The following is a 17,342-nucleotide window of genomic DNA, read 5'->3' as shown; positions in this document are numbered from 1 at the left end:
GTATGCTATAATATTAATATAGTTATTTGGTAATTAAGGAAAGGATTGGATGGAATGATTGAAATTACGAATGTGTCAAAAAGTTATAATGGGTCTACCTATGCAGTAAAAGATTTAAGTTTATCAGTGCCTAGCGGAGAAATTTTTGGATTTTTAGGGCCGAATGGTGCGGGTAAATCAACGACAATTAAGATGATTACTGGCATTCATGGGGTGGACAAAGGGACGATTACGATTAACGGTATAGATATTATGAAAAATCCGATGGAAGCGAAAAGGACGTTTGGTTATGTTCCAGATAGCCCAGATATGTTTTTACGATTAAAGGGAATTGAATATTTAAACTTTATGGCAGATATGTATGAAGTGCCAAAAGAAGTACGACAAGAACGAATTGAGTCCTTAGCGAAGAAATTTGATCTTTACAATGCGTTATCGGATCAAATTCAAAGTTACTCGCACGGTATGAGACAAAAGATTGTTATTATTGGTGTGCTCGTGCATGAGCCAGATGTATGGATTTTAGATGAACCGTTAACTGGGCTTGATCCGAAATCTGCATATATTTTAAAAGAAATGATGAGAGAACATGCGGATAAAGGAAAGATTGTATTCTTCTCTACACACGTATTAGAAGTGGCAGAAAAATTATGTGACCGCGTCGCGATTATTAATAAGGGAAACCTTCAGTTCAAAGGGAATTTAGATGAAATGAGAGATCATTTTAAATCCAATGAATCACTTGAAAAAATGTTCTTGGAGATGACGGGCAATGAGTAAAATTTGGACGTTAACGAAAGTATTATTGAAATTAAATTATGCAGATTTTATAGCAGATAAGAAGAAGCGATGGGCGTATGTATTTTCATTTGCAGCTATTTTATTTGTCGGCTTTTTACTGTTTGGTTCTATCACGCATGCAATGTATGAGGGAATGATACATTTAGGGCAAGATCCAGGAATGATTATCGCAATGGGACTTGCGATTGCGAGTATATGGGTATTTTTAATGAGTATAACGAACATTTTAACTGTATTTTACTATAGTAATGACATTGAAATGTTGTTGCCATTACCATTAAAACCAGCACAAATTATTTCGGCGAAATTTTTAACGGTATTAATTACACAATACGTAATGAGTTCATTTATTTTATTACCAATCTTTATTACGTACGGTTTAAAAAGTGGCGCGTTTATTACATATTACATATATATGATTTTTATTTACTTACTCTTCCCAATTGTGCCGTTAGTACTAGCTTCGTTACTGATGACAGTTATTATGAGGTATACAAATATAGCGAAAAATAAAGACCGAGGAAATATATTTATTGGAATCGTAAGTATACTATTTATTGTAGGAATTAACGTATTTTTGCAGTGGAAAAATAAAAGTTCGTTTTCTGAAGATGCAATCATGAATTACCTAGCGAACAACGAATCTTCTCTTCTAGTACAAATGACAAACTATTTTCCAACTACATATTTCGGAGCAGTGGCATTAGTAGAAAATGCAAATTGGAAGGGTCCTTTAAACGTAATCATCTTTGCACTTATTTCATTTGTATTTTTTGTGTCGTTTTATTACATTGCAGAGCGTACATATTTAAAAGGGATAATTGGACTTTCAACGAGTACAGCAAAAAAAGAGATCATTTCAGCAGAAGGGTTACAGAAATCAACGGTACAAAGTTCACATTTAAAAGCGTATGTGAAAAAAGAATTTAAAACGTTATTCCGTACACCACAATTTTTCTTAAATTGTATCGTACAAACTTTCGTTATGCCGATTATGTTGTTCTTCGTTTTATTCGTGCAAGATGGGAATTTAAAGTGGATTACAGGGTATATTGATAACCCAAAATCAGCAGGTCTTGCAATTGGTGTTGGCCTTTGTGCATCGCTATTTTTAATGGGAAGTAACGTCATCGCGACAACATCATTTTCACGTGATGGAAGCTCTTGGTTTGTGAATCGTTATTTACCTGTAAAAGCTTCGGATATCTTTTTTGCGAAAGCGATAACGGCTTGGTTAATTAATGTGATTATTTTAGCAGTATTCGGTATTACGATGGCGGTTGTAGCTGGGATTTCGCCTGTATTCATGTTACTGTGGTTTTTACTAAGTGCGAACGGATTATTGTTAATTAATTTAATCGGTACACGCTGGGATGCACAAACTGCAGATATACATTGGGATACAGAGCAGAAATTATTTAAGAGCCGCTATACAACATTGTGGAATTTTTTAGCTAATATCTTTATAGCTTTAGTTATTGTAGCGGGAGTAAGTTTATTATACTTCTTCCTTCAAGTAGGACTGTGGGTTATGTTTATCGTTTTATTTGTAATGTTTACGATTGTAAATTATATCTTCATTAAAATTTTAAAATTAGGTGCAGAACGTATATTGTCAAATATTGAATAAATAGATAGATCCTCTGTATTCGTGCAGAGGATTTATCCATAGATGGAGGAGAAAAGGTGAAGAAAATAGCAATTGTAACAGGGGCAACTCGTTTGAATGGAATTGGTGCAGCTGTATGCAAGGTGCTTGCTCAAGAAGGGATAGACATTTTTTTCACGTACTGGTCTCAGTATGATAAAGCGATGCCGTGGGGAATGCATGACAAAGAACCCTTTTTGTTGAAAGAGGAGATTGAAAGTTTAGGTGTTCGATGTGAAATGGCAGAAATCAATTTATCGCAGTCGTATTCGCCAAATCGTTTGTTTTATATGGTCTCAGAACGCTTAGGTGATCCATCTATTTTAATTAATAATGCAGCGTATTCAACTCATACGAGAATTGAAGAATTAAATGTAGAACAGTTAGATAAACATTATACAGTGAATGTTCGCGCTACTATGTTATTAAGTTCGTTATTTATAAAGCATTATGCAATGAAAACGAGTGGGAGTATTATTAACCTTACTTCAGGGCAGTCACTAGGGCCGATGCCTGATGAACTAGCATATGTAGCGACGAAAGGGGCAATTGAAGCATTTACAAGATCAGTAGCACCAGTTGCGATGGAGAAGGGAATTACAGTGAATGCAGTAGATCCAGGGCCGACGAATACAGGATGGATTACAGAGGAGCTAAAGCATCATTTAGTATGGAAGTTCCCACAAGGTAAAGTAGGGGAACCGACGGATGCAGCACGCTTAATTTCTTTTTTAGTAAGTGAAGAAGCAAAATGGATTACGGGTCAAGTCATTCATTCGAATGGTGGTTATTCATAAATATATTATGTTAACAAATGTTGAGAAAACAAAAAATAAAAGAAAATTTTATTTTTTTGTATAAATAAAATGTCAAGAAAGATAAAAATTTGATAGGAGAGTATATCGTCATATGAAGATCGTAATTCTTCATGTGACAATATACTCTTTTTCTTTTGCTAGAGAGAAGAAAAATGAAGTAGAAGAAACTCGAATATTCAAAATGATTTATCAGTTTTTGTACGTATTATTATGAAGATTACTGTCGGAAAGATGGTAATTCGTATGAAAAGGGATTTTTTAAGGGGAAATCGAATCGTAAAGGGGAGGATAAATAAAGTAAACATAGGGGGATTTATATGAAAATGAAAAAGGTCGCTATCGCATCGATAACAATTGGTACAATGCTTACTATGGCAGCTTGTAGTCCTTCAGCAGAGAAAGAAACAGAAAAGAAAGAGCAAGTAACTGCGCAAAATGAAGGAGAATCAAAAACGACAAGTGCAGATGAAACGTCAAAAACAACGAAAGATACTGAAAAAGAAACAAATACTTCTTCAAATGAAAAAACAGATAAAGATGCAAAAAATACGAAAGAATCATCAGGAACAGAAAGTAACGGTAAAACGTCATCTCAAAATGAGAATGTGAAAACAAAAGAAAAAGAGACGACAGGAAAAACGAATGACCAAACGACTAGCGGGAAAACGACAGATCAAAGTACAAGTACAAACGCAAACGGAAAAACAACGAAAGATCCGAAGAAAAGCGTAGCGGTGAAAACAAATGTAAAAGAAGTTGCTGCATTAGTTGATAGCTTAGACAAGCAATTAGCTGCGAATCCGAAATTAGAAACGGTAAATAAACTTGGAAAACAAATTAATGAAAAGTGGGATGTGATTGAGAAAGAGCTAGAAGCATCACACCCAGTTGAATATAAAACAATTGGACAAAGTATGTATCCGTTAATTGTAGGAGCGGAGAAAGAAAAGATAGATATTACTAAAATGAAGTCATTAACGACGAAAACGAAAAAAGATTTAAATCAGTTATTAACGAAACTTTCGTAGTTTTAAAAGCCTACTTGTGTGAGTAGGCTTTTTTTACGTTGTTTAAGGGGAATTTGGATGAGTGTATCCTTCTATAGAAAATATTATACGGAAAATATAACAAATATTGTATATAGATTGATATAATGATTATATGATGTAAGAAATAGTTTAGGCAATAAAGATTAGTATCTATTATTGTTATAAATTTTTATAGAAAATGGGGGTAGTTTTGAATGATAGGTAAAAGTTTAGCTAACGGATTAATGGCGGCAAACGGGGAGCAATTACGCTTAATTTATGTTTTAGTTATGGAGACTGGAATTTTTAATATGATAGCAAATAAAACGAAAGACTTTTTTTATAAAGGTGTAGACCATTCAAAGCAAGAGCTAGATTTCGAAATTGCAAAGCTAAAGGATGTGGATGACAATACACTACGTTTACAATTATTTTTATATATGACAAAAGAATTTGACCTAGCAGGGTCGTACTATAATACCTCTTATGAAATAGAGAATAAATGTGGAGAAATTCTTCAAAAAGCACATACACTTCAAATGAAAAAAGATAAAAATTATAGTGCGTTTGTATCACGTAATGAACATTTGACAATCGATAATCAATTAACATTGTATCAAATGCAAAAAATATTCGAGTCAATTGGTGGGGAGTTAAAAAATCTAACTGCGGATCAAGAAGAAAATTTTGCCAATCAAATTGAGCAATTTATTGAGTCTCTACCAACAGAGCAGCAAGAAAAGATTAAAGATAAATTAAATATTGATGCAGTAACAAGTGCTACGATAAAAAAACTCATTGCGACACAAGGCAGTGCTGTATTGTTGGCTGTTATTGTGGAGATAGCAGGGTTTGCGGCGTACACAACTTTAACGTCGTTAATTGCTGGGACAGCTAGTTTGCTTGGATTGACATTACCTTTTAGTGCTTATATAACAGCAACATCTGCATTATCTGTTTTGACAGGGCCAGTAGGCTTTATTTTAATTGGTGGATTTAGTAGCATGATGATGTTAACACAAAGTAAAAAAGTGAAGAAAACATTGTTACAGATGGGTATTGTTCAATTAATGCTACCAGTACTTTTAGGAGATGCGAAAGTATATGAGTATGATACTTTTATTCAAGAATGGTCTCAATTTTATAACGAGCAAAATAAATTGTTAGATGTAATTGCTAATTATAAAAAGGAATGCGAAATGATAACGCAGCAATTAAAAATGAACAAAGATAGTCTAGTGTATTGCAATAATCAATTATCGGAAAGTACAAGTGCTTATAATAACATAGTGAATCAACTCATTGATTCTTTAATACTAGTAAGTGAACATGAAAAGACAGAGGTTTTCAAACAGAAGAGCATGAAAATTGAGGGTTTAGAAATGGAAGTGCGAACTAAGAAAGAGTCTATTGGAAAAAATAGACATGTAGATTCTTTTTGGGGGAAAGTTAGCGGAATGGTTTCAAATATTTCATATGAAAATGATATTTCAAAAATAAAAAAAAAAATCCATGAATTGAAAAGAGAACAAGCTGTTGAAGTGATTTCTATTCGGCCGATAAGCCTAAATAAAATGTGCAATGAAGCACATTTTATTATGGAGGAGAAACAAAAAGTAAATGAAAAAGTGACTAAGTTAAAAGAGCAAAAAAGAGATATTGAAAAAAAATTATCGACAGTAAATACCATGCTTTATGAAAAGAAAGATGAATTACGCGCATTACAAAAAGAAATCTATGGCTTAGGTGATATCGTATGATTCAAAATGAACAATTTTGGGAGTATTGGCGGAATGGTGAATTTGAACAGGCAATGAAATGCACAGTAGGTAAGAAAAATAAAAGAAAAGGTGCTAGGTTATTTGGGAGTACCAATCAAACAGAAGAAATGAATGGTATTGTCGGAATTAGTGTAGGTGAGTTTTTATATGATTATTTTATGATTAATCCTACCGTTGTTAAAGGAATTGACTTTGCACGTAGTGAGGATTTGAGTTCGATATTTTCATTGGCTCAGTTTGCAAAAACAGTCGATATAGACTTAGCTACAGGAGACATGGCTCAATTACAAGGATATGTAGCTGAACAAATGATTGCCCAAAGATTAGAAGCAGCAGGATATGATGTACAGTTTCCAGAAACCTCAAATCAAGCTGGATGGGATATCCTTATTGATGGGGAACAATTTCAAGTGAAGTGTGGTAGTAATAAAGCAATTGTTGATGAACATTTAGAACGTTATCCCGATATTCCTGTATATGTGAATGATGAATTGGCGATGCATTATTCAGATAACCCTAATGTTTATAGTATCGGGGTAACGAGAGAAGAAGTTCTTGAAGCAACACAATCTACTTTATCTCATGCAGAGGGGATACTTGATTTTGAGGTTCCATGGATTTCAGCTGGGGTGAGTTCTTTTTACAATTTAAGGCGAGTTGTGAAGGAACAATTACCTTTTCAGCTTGCAGCACGAAATGTGGCTATTGATACAACGAGTCGTGCATCATTAGCCGCTGCAGGACAAGCAGCTTGTACTTTTGCTGCGAAAGCCATATTTGTATCAGGAGGAGCATTTGTTATAGTACTGCCCCTAGTAGGTGCTTTTGTCGGATTAAAACAGAGCTGGCGTGTTGCGAATAAGTTAAAGAAAATTCTTGCGAAGAAGGAATTTAGTCAATTAGAAATAAGTTTGCAGGATCTAGTTGTAGCTATGAAAAGACAATTGGGCTTGAAAGAAGAAATAAAGAAAGAAAAGTGGAAAAGTATTTTACACGAAATTTTTAATAAAAAACTTATAGTTAATTTAGAAGTGGTTCATCAGGGGGAAATTCAATTTCTCGGTAACATGAACAAGGAGCTTACTGCAATTGAACAGGAAATACATAAAGATGCTTTACGTGCATTTGAAAGGTTAATTGGAGTCTTAACAAAGTCAGGAATTCATGTACACAGTATTCGAAATGAACTTTTGAACGTAGAAAAATCAATGAAGGCATTATATAAGAAACTATAGTTTTTTGCTTAAGTAAGTAATTATATGATCTAAATTATAACTTCATTTTGCTATTCAATTCATATTTTTAGACGACACCTATAATGAGAATTAATCATTTTTTAGTGGGAATCCTAATGAAAAAGGATGGTGGAAATATGACAATCGATCGAATTTGTACAATTGGTCCAGCAAGCAATAATAAAGAAACGTTAGCACAGTTAATAAGCAATGGTATGAAAATAGTAAGGTTGAATTTATCACATGGCACGCATGAAAGTCATAAAGATATTATTCGTTTAGTCAAATCGTTAGATGATTCTATTAAAATTTTAGGCGATGTACAAGGCCCTAAAATAAGATTAGGTGAAATAAAAGGAGAGCAAATTACACTTCAGGCGGGAGATTCTTTTATTTTACATACGCAACCAGTTACAGGGAGCGATAGAGAAGCAAGTGTTGATTATGAAGGAATCGCAAAGGATGTGAAAGTTGGCAGTAGAATTTTAATTAATGATGGAGAAGTTGAGTTAATCGTTGAGAAGGTAAGTACGGACAAAATAGATACAAAGGTCAGAACAGGTGGTAATATCTCATCTCATAAAGGAGTGAATTTACCAGGTGCGGCCGTTAGCTTACCAGCTATTACAGAGAAAGATCAAAAAGATATTCAGTTTCTTTTGGAAGAGGATGTTGATTTTATTGCGTGTTCTTTCGTACGAAAACCTAGTCATATAAAGGAAATACGGGATTTTATAAAAGAGCATAAAGAAACTTCTCCAAGTTTAATTGCAAAAATAGAAACGATGGAAGCAATCGAGAATTTTCAAGATATATGTAAAGAAGCAGATGGAATTATGATTGCAAGGGGCGACTTAGGAGTAGAGTTGCCGTATCAATTTATTCCGCTCTTGCAGAAAATGATGATTCAGGAATGTAATCGAACGGATACATATGTTATTACAGCGACACAAATGCTTCAATCTATGGTAGAGCATTCTATTCCAACAAGGGCAGAGGTGACTGATGTGTTTCAAGCTGTACTGGACGGAACGAATGCTGTTATGCTTTCTGCTGAAAGTGCGTCAGGCGAGCATCCAATCGAAAGTGTAAGGACATTACGTCTCGTTTCTGAATTTGCGGAGCATGTAAAAAAAGATGGGCCTTTTGCGATGAAAGATATACTAGAATTACTGCATAGATCTTTCGGTGAGTGATAAATAAAAAAGAGGGCGGATATGCATCCCCCTCGTGTTTTTAACTCAAATTAATCTTGCTCTTGCTCATCCAAAATCTTATCAAAAGCAGCAGATACTTTGTCAAACTCTTCGTCATTTTCAATGTATGAAAACTCATTATCCTCTTCTACTTTTAAAAAGAAGATATCAATGTCTTCCTCAGTTTCTGTTTGAATGTCTTCTACGAAGGCAACTGCAATATATTCTGCACCTTCGACATCCATAGCTCCAAGTACTTCTACTTCCTGATCCTCATTATTCTCATCACTAAGAGTAAATACTTCGCCAACTTCAATATCAGACATATTCATTCTCCTCCTGTTCAACTCTAAATAATAGAGCGTTTAAACTGCATACATACTAATATATCTTTCCATGAAAAATCAATTTCATACATAAGAAAAATCAAATTCTACTTCTTTAGTATGAGTATCCAGTAATAAGGAGGGGTATTTTTTGCGTGCTATATTACTAAATCCATTCAACAATTGTATCCATAGTCTGCCTTGTTTTATCACGCTTTGGCTCTTCTTTACGATAACCAAAAGCAACCATAACAGACACTTCAAGATTATCGCCCTGTATAATGCCTTCTTGACGAAGTAAAGAATCTACTTTCTCTTTATCAAATCCTTCTATTGGACAAGAGTCAATGCCAATTTGAGCTGCGCTCGTCATCATATTACCTAAAGCAATATAAGTTTGCTTAGATGCCCAATCAAATACAGCACGATCGGATTGTAATAAGTTAAAATCCGATTCCTGGAACTTTTTGAAGAATTCATATCTAATTTTTTGAGTGCCTTCAGGTAATCCAATAATATCGTTCATCATATATTTAATATACTCTGCATCATAATGCATATCTTTAATATTTCTTGAAAGAACAATAACAAAGTGACTAGCTGTTGCAAGTTGCCCACCAGCGCCCCATGAATACGGTTGTAGTTTTTCTCTTAATTCTTTATTTTGTACGACAACAAATTTCCAAGGTTCATATCCGAAAGAAGAAGGAGATAATCTGCCTGTTTCTAAAATAAATTTAAAATCCTCTTCTGAAATTTTGTGCATAGGATCGAATTCTTTACATGCATGTCTGAAATGGAAAGCATCCATAATTTTTTCTTTTGTAATTTCTTTTGTATTTGTCATAAAAGCTCCTCTTTTCATTCATTTATTTTGTAAGTAAATTATATTTTTAAAGTAACATAGATACAAGTACGCACATTTATGTGGTATAGTATCAAAAAAGATACTATTGGTAAGGGAAGGAATTTATAATGGATTGTTCAAATGAAAATAATGTAAATTACCCATTTTTAAATAAATATTCTTGTCCAGTGGAAGCGATGGTTGAGGTTATTGGCGGAAAATGGAAAGGGGTTATTTTGTATCATTTATTAGATGGTACAAAGAGGTTTAATGAATTAAAAAGATTAAAACCTAATATCACACAAAGAATGTTAACATTGCAGCTGAGAGAACTCGAAGCAGATGGCATTATACATCGTGAAGTATACCGTGAAGTACCTCCAAAAGTAGAATATTCGCTAACGGAGCTTGGTGAATCGCTTCGTCCAATGATTCTATTAATGATGGAGTGGGCGACTCATAATATGGAGAAAGTTTTGGAGAGTAGGAATGCGAAAAATAATATTGAAGAGATGCAGAAATAAGAGGTGTTTTCCATATGTGAAGACACCTTTTATTTTTTGCTTTCTGAAATGTTGGTTGTAACTAAAATGCATGTGAATCTATTTTTGGGATATTAGGAATAAGGTTAGTGTGTGCTAGTGATTTTTCTATTTATAGACTAATCTAAAAACGACACTGATTAAATTATCCTGCTATGAATCCAAAACTTCCTTTTTAGTAGTGGAAGCAGCATCTAATAAAAGGAAAACCGCTGCTATAATATGTAGAACGATTACTATATAAGGAAAGAAGGCAACTAGAGTAACGATAATACCTATATAATGAGCGTACGTATTCATGCCTGATTTTTTAGCTAATAAAATAGTAGTGATATGTAAAACAATCAATAGTAGTAAAGGTATCCCATATAGGTTAACAAGACTTGGAAATACATAATAACAAGGAAATAATAAAAGATGATAGATCCCTGTAGTCCACTTTAGTGCTTGTATGTAGGTTTTCAAAGTTAATCCTCCTAAAATAATTCATATCTATATATTACCAAAATTAATAGGTAAGTGGATATTACATATTTGTGGTTTTTAGTATAATATAATTATTTTATGTTAACTAATTGTTTCGTTATCTTTAAAATAGAAAAACCACCCAAACGAGGGTGGTTCGTATTATAAATAACTACTTAAAGAAGAAAGGGGAACTTTCACCTCACTGCCTTCCTTCATATTCCGCAGCACAACAGTGTCTGTACTAATTTCTTCTTCCCCAATAATAAGCACATAAGGGATATTCTCTTTATTGGCATAATTAAGGGCACGTTTTAGTTTGCGTCCTGCTAGTTCTAGTTCGACTTTTAAGGAAGTAGTAGCTCGTAATTGCTGGGCAATTTGTAAGCATTGTAATTCCGTCCCGAGCGGGATGATAAATACATCCGCTGTAGATGATATTGTTTCTTTCTGCGATAGTGCTGTATAAATGACATCTAGGCCGAATGAAATACCAACTGTTGGATAGTTCATGTTATCACCGCGGAATGCCCCAATAATATTGTCGTATCGACCACCGCTACCGATGCTGGATGTGATTGAGCCGTCTTTTAGAAAGATTTCATATACGGTGCCTGTGTACATTGTGAGTCCTCGTGCTAAAAATGGATTGAATATAGCATTTTCATTTATTCCAAGGGCGATTAAATATTGTTGTAATTGTTGTAATTCGTTTACTCCATCGGCAACGAGTAGAGTATTGAAAGTTTCTTTAAATTCAGCAATTGTAAGCTCTAGACAAGATAAAACAGTATTACATATCGTATCGGCCATCTCTACAGTAATTCCGCGCTCTAATACATCTTTTCGTACACCATCAATCCCAATCTTTTCGATTTTGTCTAATGATAAAATGACGTCACTCGTTAGTTCAGTAGGGATATTAATAGCCTGTAGAATACCGTTTAACAATTTCCGGTTATTATATTGGATCGTTACTTCTAAGTTTAACGTTCGGAACAGTTCAAATGCCATGCTCATAAGTTCAGCTTCTGCCATGACAGACTCAACACCGACTATATCAACGTCACATTGTATAAACTCACGAAATCGTCCTTGCTTAATCGGACCATCTCGAAATACTTTTCCAATTTCATACCGTTTAAAAGGGAGGCGGATGTTCGGATTCATTGCCACGACTTTTGCAAATGGAATTGTTAAATCATAGCGTAGGGCAAGGTCACGTTTACCTTGATCTTGAAGTGTATATATTTCTTTTAAAATTTCATCACCGCCGCCATACTTATAAGACATAAGCTCATACATATTTAACGTAGGTGTTTCTAACGGTTTACATCCGTATCGTTCAAACGTATTTTCACAAGCTCTTTTAATTTTATTTCGCAATACTTGTTCCTCTGGTAAATAGTCTTTCGTTCCTTTTACATTTTTCATTTCCATTATAATCACTCCTTTTTTAAATTAAAAAAAGCTATGCGGGTATAAAAATACCCACATAGCTTTATGAACGCTTCGTGGGTCAACAGGAAAAGCCCTGTACCCACGAAGAAAAATTTTTCTTCGGATACACGGCGTTACGTATGATGATGAAGTTGGAAAGACGTATTAACATTTCGCATGACAAATCTCTCCTTAACATAAGTTTTTCCAAATTATATCAGATGATTTTTGAATTATCAATATTTTTAGTTTTGAAATATACGTGAAGTTATGTAGGAGAAAGGGAAATGGGTGTATAATAAAACTTAATAATATGAAATAACCTTTTAAGGAGACCGTTATGAAAAAAGATAAAACGAATGCGATGCGAATATTAGATAAAGAAAAAATTGAATATTCGATGATGTCATATAATCCAGACGATGGGAAAATTGATGGCGTATCAGTAGCCGAGAAAATTGGACGAGAAGTGAGAGAAGTATATAAAACGTTAATCGCTCAAGGAAATAGTAAAAATTATCACGTTTTTATCATCCCAGTAGATGAGGAATTGAATTTAAAAGCTGCCGCAAAAGCAGTAAGTGAAAAGAAAATTGAAATGATTCCTGTTAAAGATATTACGAAAGTGTCAGGATATATTCGCGGCGGCTGTTCACCAGTTGGGATGAAGAAGTTATTTTCTACATGTATTGATGCGAGTGCCCAATTACTTGAAACGATGATAGTAAGCGGCGGAAAAATAGGTATACAAATTGAGCTGAAAGTGGATGACTTGGCGAAAGTGACGAGAGCGCAGTTTGGTGAGGTAACGAAGTAATGATACATAGGAAAAGAAGTTCTAGTTTTATTAACTTTAGATAAAGATTTATAGGATAGTTAGTCCATTATGGGGCTGATTATCCCTTTTATTTACATACCTATATTAAAATGAATAAAGATTGAATATTCAGTTTGAAATAGACTGTAATATGAATCATTTGTTTGGATTTGGGAGGAGGACAAAGGCTCGTTGTGAGGACCTTAAATAAACAAGAGTTACTCTTAAAGGTAGCTAAAGGACTGGAGAGTATTTTAATGAGGGTTCAAGAAATACCCATAAGAAAGCATATATTGGTGATGCTAGTATTTTTGAAAAACCCCACGCATAAGAGTATACAAGATTTTATACAGTTTTTTGGCTAATCGAGTAACAAACAAGAACCATAAAACGATACCAGAATAGGAATGTATAGAATATGTATAGATTCATAGAACTAAAAAAGAAGGTTCCCTTGTGAGAGCAGGGTTCTCCTTTTTCCATGCTACTGATAATGGTGCGTTATGTCAACCTGACATGAATGGAATATACATCCAATTTTTACAACAAATCAATTATTCTAAATGATACAATAAAGAAAAAAGGGGGTACTATTTTGAGAATAGTTGAAGTTGTCACACATAATGAGGAATGGTCAAAAATGTTCAAGGAAGAAGCAACAGAAATAAACACTATCTTTGGCAATGAAATTATAAATATTCACCATATTGGAAGTACAGCAATCCCAAATATTAAAGCTAAACCTATAATCGATATATTGATTGAAGTAAAAGTACTAGAACAAGTCGATGAATTTATAAACGGTATGGAACAAATTGGTTATGAATACAAAGGTGAATTTGGAATAGTGGGAAGAAGATTTTTTATCAAAGGTGGAGATAATAGGAGCCACCATGTTCATATTTTCGAGACAGGAAACGAAGAAATAATACGTCACCTAGCATTTAGAGATTATATGATTGCTCATCCTGAAGAAGCACAACAATATAGCAATTTAAAACAAACGTTGGCTAAAAAATTCCCGATAAATATTGAAAAGTATATAGAGGGCAAAAATGATTATATAAAAGAAATAGATAATAGAGCTAAGAATTGGATGAAATTAAAACACAGATATAATATCTAAAAGGCATTTTTTCAAAGCACTATACTATATTTCTTTAAGCACTACAGACACAACTTTATTATTCATGAACATAATTCTCGTTAGCTGACTTCCGCTTTCGAAAATTATGTAAATAAGCTGTTCAATGGATTCCCATAGAAAACTATGGTGAGATGAAATGTTTAATTTTGCAGCACTTCAAACTCTTAGCTAGATGGCTATGTATCGGTACCCCACAATAAAAAGGCAGGGACATATCAAATATGTCCCTGCCTTTGATTTTAGAGACATGTTTCCTAACAGTTGATTTTGTTAACGAAAGTCGACTTCAAATCCATATTTTGTGTGAAATAAAAGCATATAATAAAAGTATGAGGTGATGATGTGAAGGAGATAAACATTCATAAAGTAATTGCGGATAAGAGAAAAGAAAAGGGAATTACGCAGGAAGAGTTAGCGGCGTATATCGGTATTACGAAGGCGTCTGTTTCCAAATGGGAGACGGGGCAGAGTTATCCGGATATTACATTTTTACCACTGTTAGCATCGTACTTTAATATAAGTATAGATGAACTAATCAGTTATAAACCGCAAATGGAACAGGAAGATATTAAAGATTTATACCATAGACTAGCGGAAGCTTTTAGTGAAAAACCATTTGATGAAGTAATGATAGAGTGCAGGAAAATCATAAAAAAATATTATTCTTGTTTTCCATTATTAATTCAAATAGGAATACTTTTTATTAATCATCACATGTTAACGGAGGACACGGATAGAAGAATTGAAATTTTAGAAGAAGCAATGAATCTCTTTAGCAGGGTGCAGGAAGAAAGTGATGATGTTTCTCTTGTGAAAGAGGCGGTATCGTTTCAAGCAACTTGCTATCTTATACTCAATAAACCAAATGAAGTATTGCAATTGCTTGGCGGGACGATACGTCCTAACGTTCCAGAAGAGGATTTAATTGCCCAAGCATATCAAATACTTGGAAATGCTGAAAAGGCAAATGAAATAATGCAAATTAGCATGTATCAACATTTAATACAACTCGTTGCGACAATACCGAATTATGTAGTAGTAAATGCCTCAAGCGTTGAAAAAGTAGAGGTGATTTTGAATAGAGCTTTTATGTTAATAGATATATATGAAATAGAAACATTACATCCTAATATGACTTTAAAAGTATACTATGCTGCTGCGCAAGTATATTGTATGCAAGGCAATTTTGAAAGAGCCTTAAAAATGTTACGGAAATATGTAGCAGTTTGTGCGGCGAGCTTTACAGTAAATAGTCTACATTTACATGGAGATTCCTATTTTGATGCGATTGATGGATGGTTTGCAGAGTTTCCGCTCGGTGCTAAAACAGTTAGAAATGAAGAGATTATAAAGCGAAGTATGTTACAAAGTATTGCAGAGAATCCAGTTTTTGCTCCAATGAAAGATGTAAGAGAGTATAAAAATATAATAACGAGTTTGAAATTTAAATTGGATATAAAAGAATAGGGGGACAAAATGATGACTTTTGATGAATATGAAGTAGCGATCAATAGTGAGTTTACTTTGCAAGGTACACTCACTAAACCGAAAGCTGACGGGAAGTATGCGGCTGTTGTCATTATCGCAGGATCTGGAGAAATTGACCGTGATGGAACAATCGTACCGCTAAAGCTTGAGGCGAACATATATAAAGATTTAGCGCATGTAATGGCGAGACTTGGGGTAGTGACGCTCCGCTTTGATAAGCGCGGAGTAGGAAAGAGTGACGGAGAATTTCTAAAGACTGGAATGTGGGATTTAGTTAGTGATATAGAGTCTACGATTACGTATTTAAAAGAACAACCATTTGTTAATCCGGAAAATATCATTTTAGCTGGTCATAGTGAAGGTTGTATGTTAGCAACTGTAGTAAACGCAAGTACACCAGTAAATGGACTCATCCTTCTTACAGGAGCTGCGGAATCGTTAGAAGAAGCTACGAAAAGACAAAGAGAGATTGCTTATAAAGAATTAAAAGAACAAAAAGGAATAAAGGGAAAACTAATGCGCCTTCTCAATGTGGAGAAACGTGGAGAAAAGCAGATGGAAAAAATAAAAGAAAAAATGATGAATACAGAAAAAGATACGATTAAAGTTGGTTTTAAACCGATGAACGCAAAGTGGTTTAGAGAGCATTTTCAGCATGATATTTATAAAGATTTACAGCAAGTAACATGTCCAGTGCTAGCTATCGCTGGTGATAAAGATATTCAGGCTGATCCTGAAAGAGCGAGTCGAATTGGTGAGTATGTGAAGGGTGATTCTGAAGTACATGTAATAAAAAATATGGATCATAGTTTGAAAGTTTTTGAAGGTGAGTTTAAAGCATTAGATTTTAAAAAGAATTATGAAGAAGGGGCAAGAAAGCCACTTCATCCAGAGCTGGAAGAAATAATTATAAATTGGCTGGAATCATATTTTATCCCTGGTAGTAGGACTCTTACATCAAAATTAGGTGAATATGAGGAAGATGGAAGGGAGAGTAACTGCCTGTAAAAGACGGACTGGTGTGGGGGAATAGTAGGTGTAAGTACTTCTGTAGTTTCAAACATATTCCCCTGATTGTAGGTTCTATAAACACCCTATAAATAATCCAGGCTATTTAATATTAGGAGGAAGCCAACTATACACATAATCCATGATAGAGCCGATCCTGTACTATTAGCAATTTTCATTCGAAGCCTCTCGAGAGGTTTTTGCATCCACCGACCAAATAGGAGATAGAAGAGAAACAGCACAAGAGAGGGCAATACCATAATAAAGTTGTATCCAGCTAAAATAGAAGACCATTCTACCCATGATAGATTAGAAGTAGTCAGTATACCAATTGCTGCAAAATAAGGAAAAGCAGTTCCCGCTTCAATTAATGTAGTAGTGAATCCGAGCGCAATCATTGAAAGAATGCTATTTGATTTTGGTGAAGGGAGCTTTGAATTTTTCTTTGGTGGAATATAAAAGCTTGCAATGAATAATAAGGCTCCAATAATAAATAACGTCCAGCTTACGATTTGATTTTGAAATAAGCCAGAAATAAATTTAAACAAAAAATCTAATCCTAACATGAGTGAAACGCCAACAGCAAAATAACATCCTGCTACGGTCAATAAATAAACGAATAAACGTTTCGTAAGATTCTCTTTATCTGTTAAAAGTAGATATATTGTTACTCCTATTGTAGTAGGGCTTAGCGTGTCCAATATGGCTAATCCGCCTATTAGGAGAAGTTGTTCTGTACCCATCGCTCGTGCCCC

17 protein-coding genes are annotated in these 17,342 nt (G+C 34.1%); 12 read left to right on the top strand and 5 right to left on the bottom strand.

Annotated elements, in window-relative coordinates:
* Positions 1-54 precede the first annotated feature (54 nt).
* From VF726_RS18200 to VF726_RS18170, 7 genes are all read left to right on the top strand, one after another.
* Complete coding sequence (locus tag VF726_RS18200) at positions 55-780, top strand: ABC transporter ATP-binding protein (RefSeq protein ID WP_000570195.1); 726 nt, start codon at positions 55-57, stop codon at positions 778-780.
* Entirely contained in the window at positions 773-2,431 is a 1,659-nt protein-coding gene (locus VF726_RS18195) for a putative ABC transporter permease subunit (RefSeq protein ID WP_440170841.1), read from the top strand. Before VF726_RS18200 ends, VF726_RS18195 begins: the two co-directional genes overlap by 8 nt.
* Before the next feature lie 56 nt (positions 2,432-2,487).
* Positions 2,488-3,246, top strand: a complete 759-nt coding sequence (locus VF726_RS18190; RefSeq protein ID WP_440170839.1) for an SDR family oxidoreductase — start codon at positions 2,488-2,490, stop codon at positions 3,244-3,246.
* A 338-nt stretch (positions 3,247-3,584) separates the two neighbouring features.
* The gene (locus tag VF726_RS18185; protein ID WP_440170837.1) at positions 3,585-4,295 is read left to right on the top strand and encodes a hypothetical protein; all 711 of its coding nucleotides are present in this window, start codon (positions 3,585-3,587) and stop codon (positions 4,293-4,295) included.
* Between the two features lie 215 nt (positions 4,296-4,510).
* Positions 4,511-6,055, top strand: coding sequence for a hypothetical protein (locus VF726_RS18180; RefSeq protein WP_440170835.1), 1,545 nt, complete (start codon positions 4,511-4,513; stop codon positions 6,053-6,055).
* Complete coding sequence (locus VF726_RS18175; protein WP_440170833.1) at positions 6,052-7,311, top strand: hypothetical protein; 1,260 nt, start codon at positions 6,052-6,054, stop codon at positions 7,309-7,311. The genes VF726_RS18180 and VF726_RS18175 overlap by 4 nt, the downstream gene beginning before the upstream one ends.
* 137 nt (positions 7,312-7,448) lie before the next feature.
* Positions 7,449-8,507, top strand: coding sequence for a pyruvate kinase (locus VF726_RS18170; protein WP_440171415.1), 1,059 nt, complete (start codon positions 7,449-7,451; stop codon positions 8,505-8,507).
* A 50-nt stretch (positions 8,508-8,557) separates the two neighbouring features.
* Here the strand turns inward: VF726_RS18170 and VF726_RS18165 are convergent, their stop codons facing one another.
* Together VF726_RS18165 and VF726_RS18160 are read right to left on the bottom strand one after the other, a co-directional pair.
* Positions 8,558-8,839 (bottom strand): DUF1292 domain-containing protein, encoded by a 282-nt coding sequence (locus VF726_RS18165; RefSeq protein ID WP_098267525.1) that lies wholly within the window; start codon positions 8,837-8,839, stop codon positions 8,558-8,560.
* A gap of 160 nt (positions 8,840-8,999) precedes the next feature.
* A complete protein-coding gene (locus VF726_RS18160) occupies positions 9,000-9,680 on the bottom strand; it encodes an NAD(P)H-dependent oxidoreductase (RefSeq protein WP_440170831.1) in 681 nt (226 codons plus the stop codon).
* A 128-nt stretch (positions 9,681-9,808) separates the two neighbouring features.
* On the opposite strand from VF726_RS18160, the gene VF726_RS18155 reads away from it, so the two are divergent.
* Positions 9,809-10,204 (top strand): winged helix-turn-helix transcriptional regulator, encoded by a 396-nt coding sequence (locus tag VF726_RS18155; RefSeq protein ID WP_440170829.1) that lies wholly within the window; start codon positions 9,809-9,811, stop codon positions 10,202-10,204.
* Between the two features lie 171 nt (positions 10,205-10,375).
* Here VF726_RS18155 and VF726_RS18150 read toward each other — a convergent pair whose 3' ends face one another.
* Positions 10,376-10,687: a hypothetical protein gene (locus VF726_RS18150; protein WP_440170826.1), complete on the bottom strand. Its 312-nt coding sequence runs from the start codon at positions 10,685-10,687 to the stop codon at positions 10,376-10,378.
* Positions 10,688-10,849: 162 nt separating this feature from the next.
* Positions 10,850-12,127 (bottom strand): histidine--tRNA ligase, encoded by a 1,278-nt coding sequence (locus VF726_RS18145; RefSeq protein WP_440170824.1) that lies wholly within the window; start codon positions 12,125-12,127, stop codon positions 10,850-10,852.
* Positions 12,128-12,467: 340 nt separating this feature from the next.
* Between VF726_RS18145 and ybaK the strand changes: the two genes are divergently transcribed.
* From ybaK to VF726_RS18125, 4 genes are all read left to right on the top strand, one after another.
* Positions 12,468-12,944 carry a Cys-tRNA(Pro) deacylase gene (ybaK, locus tag VF726_RS18140; RefSeq protein ID WP_000710876.1) on the top strand — a complete coding sequence of 159 codons (477 nt, stop codon included), beginning with the start codon at positions 12,468-12,470 and terminating at the stop codon, positions 12,942-12,944.
* Positions 12,945-13,539: 595 nt separating this feature from the next.
* A complete protein-coding gene (locus VF726_RS18135) occupies positions 13,540-14,070 on the top strand; it encodes a GrpB family protein (RefSeq protein ID WP_095205891.1) in 531 nt (176 codons plus the stop codon).
* A 363-nt stretch (positions 14,071-14,433) separates the two neighbouring features.
* Positions 14,434-15,558 carry a helix-turn-helix domain-containing protein gene (locus VF726_RS18130; protein WP_074601871.1) on the top strand — a complete coding sequence of 375 codons (1,125 nt, stop codon included), beginning with the start codon at positions 14,434-14,436 and terminating at the stop codon, positions 15,556-15,558.
* A gap of 12 nt (positions 15,559-15,570) precedes the next feature.
* Positions 15,571-16,587, top strand: a complete 1,017-nt coding sequence (locus tag VF726_RS18125; RefSeq protein ID WP_440170820.1) for an alpha/beta hydrolase family protein — start codon at positions 15,571-15,573, stop codon at positions 16,585-16,587.
* Positions 16,588-16,673: 86 nt separating this feature from the next.
* Here the strand turns inward: VF726_RS18125 and VF726_RS18120 are convergent, their stop codons facing one another.
* Positions 16,674-17,330 (bottom strand): GAP family protein, encoded by a 657-nt coding sequence (locus tag VF726_RS18120; protein ID WP_440170818.1) that lies wholly within the window; start codon positions 17,328-17,330, stop codon positions 16,674-16,676.
* Positions 17,331-17,342: the final 12 nt, after the last annotated feature.

The organism is Bacillus sp. Brlt_9 (genome assembly GCF_051948935.1).
GTDB lineage: Bacteria > Bacillota > Bacilli > Bacillales > Bacillaceae_G > Bacillus_A.
Note: the sequence above shows the minus strand (reverse complement) of the source record. Positions and strands in the feature narration are given on the sequence as shown.

Coding starts and splice junctions, on each gene's coding strand:
- VF726_RS18200 (WP_000570195.1), top strand. CDS start 55: ATGATTGAAATTACGAATGTGTCAAAAAGTTATAATGGGTCTACCTAT.
- VF726_RS18125 (WP_440170820.1), top strand. CDS start 15,571: ATGACTTTTGATGAATATGAAGTAGCGATCAATAGTGAGTTTACTTTG.
- VF726_RS18120 (WP_440170818.1), bottom strand. CDS start 17,330: ATGGGTACAGAACAACTTCTCCTAATAGGCGGATTAGCCATATTGGAC.
- VF726_RS18160 (WP_440170831.1), bottom strand. CDS start 9,680: ATGACAAATACAAAAGAAATTACAAAAGAAAAAATTATGGATGCTTTC.
- VF726_RS18175 (WP_440170833.1), top strand. CDS start 6,052: ATGATTCAAAATGAACAATTTTGGGAGTATTGGCGGAATGGTGAATTT.
- VF726_RS18170 (WP_440171415.1), top strand. CDS start 7,449: ATGACAATCGATCGAATTTGTACAATTGGTCCAGCAAGCAATAATAAA.
- VF726_RS18165 (WP_098267525.1), bottom strand. CDS start 8,839: ATGAATATGTCTGATATTGAAGTTGGCGAAGTATTTACTCTTAGTGAT.
- VF726_RS18145 (WP_440170824.1), bottom strand. CDS start 12,127: ATGGAAATGAAAAATGTAAAAGGAACGAAAGACTATTTACCAGAGGAA.
- VF726_RS18195 (WP_440170841.1), top strand. CDS start 773: ATGAGTAAAATTTGGACGTTAACGAAAGTATTATTGAAATTAAATTAT.
- ybaK (WP_000710876.1), top strand. CDS start 12,468: ATGAAAAAAGATAAAACGAATGCGATGCGAATATTAGATAAAGAAAAA.
- VF726_RS18180 (WP_440170835.1), top strand. CDS start 4,511: ATGATAGGTAAAAGTTTAGCTAACGGATTAATGGCGGCAAACGGGGAG.
- VF726_RS18185 (WP_440170837.1), top strand. CDS start 3,585: ATGAAAATGAAAAAGGTCGCTATCGCATCGATAACAATTGGTACAATG.
- VF726_RS18155 (WP_440170829.1), top strand. CDS start 9,809: ATGGATTGTTCAAATGAAAATAATGTAAATTACCCATTTTTAAATAAA.